Below are 7620 nucleotides of genomic sequence, written 5' to 3'. Positions count from 1 at the left end.
ACTTATCCAGATACTTTATGTCCCGAACTCTTTTTTTAATCATAATTTACATAATCGATGATTATCAGAAGTTATGGCATAAAATAAGAGGGTTCTGTTGCAAAGTTAAAAATCATGTAATATTTATACTGAAAAGCGAAAAATAATTAATACTAACAAAACGCTTTACTGTTAAAACAATATTTGCTTTTATAGTTTTGTATAGATGTGCATATAATTTTAACTTTGCAACAGAATCGTAATGAGCATGATAGATAGTGAATATCATATTGGTGAACCTTTAAAATAATTACTGAGTATTCATAGCCAGATTTGATTGGAACAAAAGATTTTAATACTATTGAAATTAAATAAGCCAGTAAGTGTATTTATACAAATGCACTTACTGGCTATTTTAAGCGTAGTGTCCTACTCCTAATACTGTTTATATTATTCAAAAGCTTTGAATAATTCCTCACTAGAATTATTCCACATCTCTTCATTATGAGATTTTAAAAAGCCTGCTAAAACTTTTTTATTTTCCTCACCAATGTGGTCAATGATAATTTTATGTTTCATAGATTTATCCATCATATTAACATGTTCAGGCATACTTTTATAACCACGTCGTATACTTTTGTTAACTAATAAATAACATGCAGTAACACCAGCATAATATGGGCCACTCTCACTACGTTCAGTAGTCACCCAGCAAAGCCAATATTCTTTAGCTTCTTCGCCTTCAACTTCCGATTTGTCATTTATCCATTTAACACCTTTTTCAACTTGAGCACGTGCATGCATACCACCTATATCTATAAACGCCTCTTTATTTGCAACATCTATAAATACTGGTGCAATATTATCTAAACTAATTGAGCCTATATTCGTCCCTTTATGTCCATCAAGCGGGTCATTCTTGATAATATTAAATTTAAAACCTTTGTTCTCAGACACACATGACACCTCCGAAAAACTTGAATTCATAGTCTCTATATTATGCGTTATATATTAAAGTTTCAATGGCTTAATTCAATTCATTAAGTAGATTAATAATAGAACCCTTAGTTTGTGGATTCTCAATATTAAGAATCATTTCTTTAGGATAGTATAATTTATAATCTTCACGATTAATACCTGTAATACTTGAAATAACGAGTGATTGACTACTAATTTCTCTAATACTACCATTACGTCTTAATAAATGTATTGGTTGTCTATTAGAACCAGGTCGATCATAATCATATGGTAAATCAGAGAAAGCCTCACTAACAAAATAATAGTTCGGATCAATATTACCTTCTATGAACAACTCTTGTAGCTCAGTAATAGTAATAATTGAACCATCAAATGGAATATATTTAAATAAGTCTCTATTTATAAAACGACGTGCTAAATCACTGAGAATTGCATCATCTTCTTGTATCCATTTCTTCAAATAATAAAGTACGACGACTTCATCTAAATCAACGTATTGCTCAATTGTAACCTTCTCTTCAAAAAAAGGAACAAAATCTTCTGGGTACATCTTAAAATGGTACCCCTCATTGTACAATTGTTTAACACGTTTCAAACAATTATTTAACAATACTTCTCCACCTCTACTAACCGGATGAAAGTATATTTGCCAATACATTTGATAGCGACTCATTATAAAGTTCTCAACGGCATGCATTCCACTCTCTTTAATAAGAACTTCATCTTTAGATGGTCTCATTAAACGTAAAATACGTTCCATATCAAATGTGCCATAAGAGACGCCCGTAAAATAAGCATCTCTTTGTAAATAGTCCATTCGATCAGCATCAATTTGCGATGAAATCATAGAAATTACAAGTTTATTTTGATGCGTTTTGTTAATTACTTCTGCAACTTCTTTAGGAAAAGTACTCGATACGCGACTTAAAACTTTATTAACTTCAGTAGGTCCAGTAATAATTGCTTGCGTAAAGGCTTCATGGTCTGTATTGAATATCTTTTCAAAACTATGTGAAAATGGACCATGACCTAAATCATGTAATAATGCTGCACATAATGCCAATGGTCTATCTTCATTGTTCCAAGCGTCTCGTCCCACAAATGATTCGTCAATCATGCGTCGCACGATTTCATATACACCTAAAGAATGGCCAAAACGACTATGCTCTGCAGTATGAAAAGAAAGATATAATGTACCTAGTTGCTTAATACGACGTAAACGTTGAAACTCTTTTGTCTTAATAAGATCCCAAATAAGTTGATCTTTGACGTGAATATATTTATGAATAGGGTCTTTGAATACCTTCTCTTCAGCTAATTTCTGTTCAACATAAGGTGTTTGCGTCAAATAAATCCTTCCTCTCATTACAGTATAGTCATAGCGTTTATATACTTCTCTTCATTAAAGCTAAATCCATTTGTTCTCCATACATTTCTGGTTGATAAGAACGTACGATTTCAAAATCATTATTTTGATAGTATTGAATTGCATCTTTATTTTTATTATCAACTTCTAAAAATACTGCATCATATTTACCGTCAAATTGTTCTAATCCTTTCTTAAGTAAACTAGAACCATAACCTTTATGTTGGGATTCTGGATGTACATAATGCGCAGACAAATACAATTCTTTACCATAAATGAAATTAGCAAAGCCAATAATTTCATCATTATCTTCGGCTACTAAAAATAGTTGTTCATCTAAACGTTTCTTTAAATGTTGCTCATTATAAGAAGCAGCTAGTAACTCATTTATTGTTGATGCTGCATAAATATTTAAATATGTGTTATACCATGCCTTAGTAGCAACATCTCTAATTGCTACGACGTCATTTGGTGTAGCTTCTCTGACTTTAAACATACTTGATTCTCCTGACTTTACTATGGAATTAATAATGAAATTATATCACAGTACTTATACAATCGCTTAATATAGAATATTTATCGGCGTAGTTTAATATACTTTTGAATTAGGCTTACGCTAATGTTTCATTCCATTCTTTAGCTCTTTCTAGTGCAAACGTATCTTTCGAAATATCACCTGGACGTTCAGCGGTACCAATTATATATCCATTAAGTTCAGCACCAATAAAATCTAATGTATATTTCATTTGAGTAATACCTGGCTTAGCTTTCACTTTAGGGCAATCTCCACCAACTAAAATAAGTCGAAAATCTTTCTTTGCCATTTTTTCTTTAAAGTCCTTGTAGTTGTTGTCTATTAAAGTTTCAGACCAATGATCGATAAATGCCTTTAAAGATGCAGAAACACTATACCAATACACCGGTGATGCAAATATGACCGTATCACTTTCTAAAACTTGATCAATGATCTGTTTATAATCATCGTTATAGCTTGTAATATCTCTATTATCGTGACGAAAGTCTCTTACAGGATTGAATTGATAATCGGTTAAGTCAATCCATTTATAATCTAATCCCTCAACTGCTAACTTAGTAAGTTGTGCTGTATTCCCCTCTGGACGACTTCCTCCAAATAAAACTGTAATCATTTTTATCACTCTCTTTTAATTTATATTAAAAAAACTATTTCCTTTTTCATTGTTAACAACATAAACACTTCATACTTACTTAATATTTTACATATTTGCCTAGTACCCTTATTTCACGTAATATATGTGTATTTTAAAAAATAAAAAAGAATAATTACTATTTATTTCAGTTATAAAAAACTCTTACACACATATAAACGGTGTAAGAGCATCAATTACTTTATTTAATTTTACCTTAACTTATTTTATTCAATCGGAAATAATTCATCAATTTTGTTCAGTTCATCATCTGTTAATTGAATATTTGCCGCTTCAATATTTTGCACAACTTGTTCAGCACGTTTCGCACCAGGAATCACCACATCTAACGCTGGACGCGTTAAGTAGAATGCTAGAACCACATTAGCAATAGATGTGTTATGAGCTTCCGCAATGCCTTGTAATTGTTTCACTCGCCGAACATTATCATTAAATACTTCCGGTTGGAAATCACGGCGAGGTGCACGATGATCATCAAACGTTTGATTTTCCTCATACTTACCAGCTAAGATGCCTGATGCTAATGGGAAGTATGGTATAAATGTAATATTATTTTCAGCTGCATATTTCATGACTTCTTCATTTTCTCGATGTAATAAGTTGTACTCTAATTGCACTACATCGACATAACCATCTTTATTCGCTTCCTTAAGTTGTTCTAATGAGAAGTTAGACACGCCAATTGCTTTAATCTTGCCTTCATCTTTAAGTTCTTTTAATGCAGCAACTGCTTTATCTTTTGGAGTATTTTCATCCGGAAAATGAATGTAGTATAAATCAATATAATCTACTTGAAGGCGTTTCAAGCTATTCTCAACTTGCTGTTTTAAATAATCTGGATTATTATTTTGTACGACTTCATCATTTTCTTTAATAACATGTGAACCTTTCGTTGCAATTTGAACTTGTTCACGAGGATACTCTTGAACTACTTGGCCAACTAATTCTTCAGAACGTTCGGGTCCATAAATATAAGCTGTATCTAGTAACGTAATACCGTTGTCAATTGCTTTACGTACAACATCTTTACCCTGTTCTTCATCTAAATTTGGGTATAAATTGTGACCACCTACTGCGTTTGTACCTAATGCAATTGGAAATACGTGAACATCTGATTTACCTAATTGTACTAAATCTGCCATCTATAATCGCTCCTTTATTCTATATAACTACTTATAGTTTACCCATTTTTTATTATGACATTCATATTGACTTTTGATGAGTAATGTATTTTAATGTAACTAATCAAGTTACATTAAAGGCGGTATATTATGAATTTAGAATTCAACATTGCAGTACACGTGCTAAGCTTTCTTACTAAGCATTCCGAAGAACAATTCAATAGCCAGGATTTAGCAGAACTTACCTGTCTTAATCCTGTGCAACTAAGGCGCGTTACCACTACACTTAATAATCAACAATATATAGATTCAATTCGTGGAAAAGGTGGTGGCTATCGAGCTAATGCGCACACTCCAACCATCACTTTAGATACACTGTATCAACTTTTCGTGTTAGATAAATTACCAACACAACGTATTTTTACTGGTAGCGAAGAAAGCCATTGTACAATCTCTAGAAATATCGCAACCACTATGAATAAATACAAAGAGCAAGAAACTGCACTAGCGCTCAACTTTTATCGTAACTTGACAATTAACGACGTAATTAAAGATACACTTTAGGAGGACACATCAAATGACACATTTTAATTTATTAGTTATTGGTTTCGGTAAAGCAGGAAAAACACTTGCCAAGTACGTGGCATCACAAGGTCAACACGTCGCTTTAGTAGAACAATCCTCAGACAACTTTGGAGGCACATGCATAAACCACGGCTGTATACCCTCTAAAGTACTCGTACATGATGGGATTGAAAGCATCGATTTTGACACTGCCTTTTCAAGAAAAAAAGACGTAGTCAGCGCACTAAATAAGAAAAACTATAATAACTTAGCAAATGATACAAACATTGAAGTATTCAATTACAAAGCGCAATTCAAATCTAATACTGAAGTTAATCTACTAGACGAGGATGGTGCTATTGTACATACTTTAACTGCGGATAGCATTGTTATTAATACAGGCGCAAAATCGAATATTCCATCTATCCCGGGTATCGAAAGTGCTAAACATTTATTTGATTCACAAGGTTTATTGAATATTTCATATCAACCTAAGCATTTAGTAATCATCGGTGGTGGCTATATCGCCCTAGAATTTGCTTCAATGTTTGCTAATTTCGGCTCAAAAGTCACAGTTATAGAACGCGGCGAACATATCATGCCACGTGAAGATCAAGATGTGGTTGCACATGCAATTAAAGATTTAGAGGACAAAGAGATTACCTTTGTCACAAATGCAGAAACGCTAGAATTTAAAAATAAAAACAACCAAACGACAATTGTAACTTCTAAAGGCAATTTCTCAGCTGACGCTGTATTGATAGCTACAGGTCGTATACCTAATACTGATTTAGCGCTTGAACAAACTGATGTTGAACTTGGTGAACGTGGTGAAATCAAAGTGAATGAGCATCTTCAAACTTCAGTCGAACATATTTATGCTGTTGGAGATGTCAAAGGCGGACTACAATTCACGTATATCTCTCTGGACGACTTTAGAATTCTAAAATCTACACTATATGGTGACCAATCGCGTACTACACTTAACCGTGGTACAATTCCTTACACTGTCTTTATTGATCCACCATTTTCTCGAGTAGGTTTAACAGCTAAAGAAGCTCAATCTCAAGGCTATAATTATATTGAAAATACATTACTTGTCGCTCAAATTCCGAGACATAAGATTAATAATGACGCTCGCGGCATTTTCAAAGTTATTATCGATAAAGATACTGATTTGATTTTAGGTGCTACACTTTATGGCAAAGAATCAGAAGAAATTATTAATTTAATTAAGTTAGCAATTGATCAACATATACCTTACCAAGTTCTAAGGGATACTATTTATACCCACCCAACTATAGTAGAATCCTTTAATGATTTGTTTAATATTTAAAAATTTTTTATTTATTAAAATACTGTATACTAGTACTTCAAAAGATATAAATTCAACTTATCAATATTTTTAAAAATAAAAAGCTTTACTTATTAATAAATAACAGTTATAGTTAATCTAACGTAATAAAAGCTCGTGAATTTAAATGTAGTGTGTTTGTCTAGAATACTCTCTTTTTTATAAATGAATTTGTTACAAATATTCGTGCAAAAGCACATGGAGGTATTCTATATGAATAACGGTACAGTAAAATGGTTTAACGCAGAAAAAGGTTTTGGTTTCATCGAAAGAGAAGACGGAAGTGACGTATTCGTACACTTCAGCGGTATCGCTGGTGAAGGTTACAAAACTTTAGAAGAAGGTCAAAAAGTTGACTTCGATATTACTGAAGGTCAACGTGGCGAACAAGCAACTAACGTTGTTGTAATGTCATAGGATTAGACCTAGTTAAGCGCTTAGAAGATAAATGTCTTCTAAGTGCTTTTTTTATTACAATAAAAAAGCTACGACAATATTCAGGTTAGAATACACTCATAGCTTAAGTTTATAATATAACTTAATTCCTCTATTTTATCGCCTTACGTTTAGCTAATTTCTCTTTTAGCTTTCGATCTTGTTCTTCTTTACGGCGTTTACGTTCCTCATTACGCTTTCTTAGTCGTTCTTCTTCTTCCGGATCTCTTGGTTTTTTTAGCTGAGCTGTGACTTTTTCTAACAATTCGTCTTCAGTAAGCGCAGCAAGTGGTCGATTATTTACGAAGGCAAACGTTTTTCGACGTCCAGGGCCACAATAAGATTGACAGCCGATTTCAATTTCTGCTTCTGGATCTAATTTTTCTAATTTTCTTTTCAAAGTTTTGATATTTACCGCCTGACATTCATCACATATTAAAAATTTATTTTTCACCTTGCCACCTACCTTTCTATATTGTCGTTTCTATCCTAAATATTGAAGCATATTAATACGAATCAATGAATTTAACTCTAATTATTTTACTCCTTTTACAAGAAAATTCAAGCCTATCATTAAAAGTCTTTCTCAGCCATAACAAAAAAGGGCTCTATAATAAATTGGACTGATGACTAAAA

General features: G+C 32.5%; 9 protein-coding genes. 3 read left to right on the top strand and 6 right to left on the bottom strand.

Annotated features, from left to right (window positions below; genetic code table 11):
* Positions 1–429 precede the first annotated feature (429 nt).
* From HMPREF3265_RS01670 to HMPREF3265_RS01650, 5 genes are all read right to left on the bottom strand, one after another.
* Complete coding sequence (locus tag HMPREF3265_RS01670; RefSeq protein WP_176746615.1) at positions 430–966, bottom strand: YwhD family protein; 537 nt, start codon at positions 964–966, stop codon at positions 430–432.
* Between the two features lie 40 nt (positions 967–1006).
* Entirely contained in the window at positions 1007–2323 is a 1317-nt protein-coding gene (locus HMPREF3265_RS01665) for an HD domain-containing protein (RefSeq protein WP_176746614.1), read from the bottom strand.
* Between the two features lie 19 nt (positions 2324–2342).
* Positions 2343–2819: a GNAT family N-acetyltransferase gene (locus tag HMPREF3265_RS01660; protein ID WP_070860914.1), complete on the bottom strand. Its 477-nt coding sequence runs from the start codon at positions 2817–2819 to the stop codon at positions 2343–2345.
* A 115-nt stretch (positions 2820–2934) separates the two neighbouring features.
* The gene (locus tag HMPREF3265_RS01655) at positions 2935–3471 is read right to left on the bottom strand and encodes a flavodoxin family protein (protein WP_070860913.1); all 537 of its coding nucleotides are present in this window, start codon (positions 3469–3471) and stop codon (positions 2935–2937) included.
* 245 nt (positions 3472–3716) lie between these two features.
* Complete coding sequence (locus HMPREF3265_RS01650; RefSeq protein ID WP_070860912.1) at positions 3717–4652, bottom strand: aldo/keto reductase; 936 nt, start codon at positions 4650–4652, stop codon at positions 3717–3719.
* A 129-nt stretch (positions 4653–4781) separates the two neighbouring features.
* On the opposite strand from HMPREF3265_RS01650, the gene hypR reads away from it, so the two are divergent.
* The 3 genes from hypR to HMPREF3265_RS01635 all read left to right on the top strand — a co-directional run bounded on the left by hypR (position 4782) and on the right by HMPREF3265_RS01635 (position 6966).
* A complete protein-coding gene (gene hypR, locus HMPREF3265_RS01645; protein ID WP_070860911.1) occupies positions 4782–5195 on the top strand; it encodes a redox-sensitive transcriptional regulator HypR in 414 nt (137 codons plus the stop codon).
* A 13-nt stretch (positions 5196–5208) separates the two neighbouring features.
* On the top strand, positions 5209–6531 hold the full coding sequence (gene merA / locus HMPREF3265_RS01640) for a hypothiocyanous acid reductase MerA (RefSeq protein ID WP_070860910.1): 1323 nt from the start codon (positions 5209–5211) through the stop codon (positions 6529–6531).
* Between the two features lie 231 nt (positions 6532–6762).
* A complete protein-coding gene (locus HMPREF3265_RS01635) occupies positions 6763–6966 on the top strand; it encodes a cold-shock protein (protein ID WP_049426256.1) in 204 nt (67 codons plus the stop codon).
* 130 nt (positions 6967–7096) lie between these two features.
* Here HMPREF3265_RS01635 and HMPREF3265_RS01630 read toward each other — a convergent pair whose 3' ends face one another.
* Positions 7097–7438 (bottom strand): YuzB family protein, encoded by a 342-nt coding sequence (locus tag HMPREF3265_RS01630; RefSeq protein WP_011276654.1) that lies wholly within the window; start codon positions 7436–7438, stop codon positions 7097–7099.
* Positions 7439–7620: the final 182 nt, after the last annotated feature.

The sequence above is a fragment of the Staphylococcus sp. HMSC62B09 genome (assembly GCF_001839115.1).
Taxonomy (GTDB): domain Bacteria; phylum Bacillota; class Bacilli; order Staphylococcales; family Staphylococcaceae; genus Staphylococcus; species Staphylococcus haemolyticus.
The sequence above is the reverse complement of the archived record's forward strand: the minus strand, read 5'-3'. Positions and strand labels throughout refer to the sequence as shown.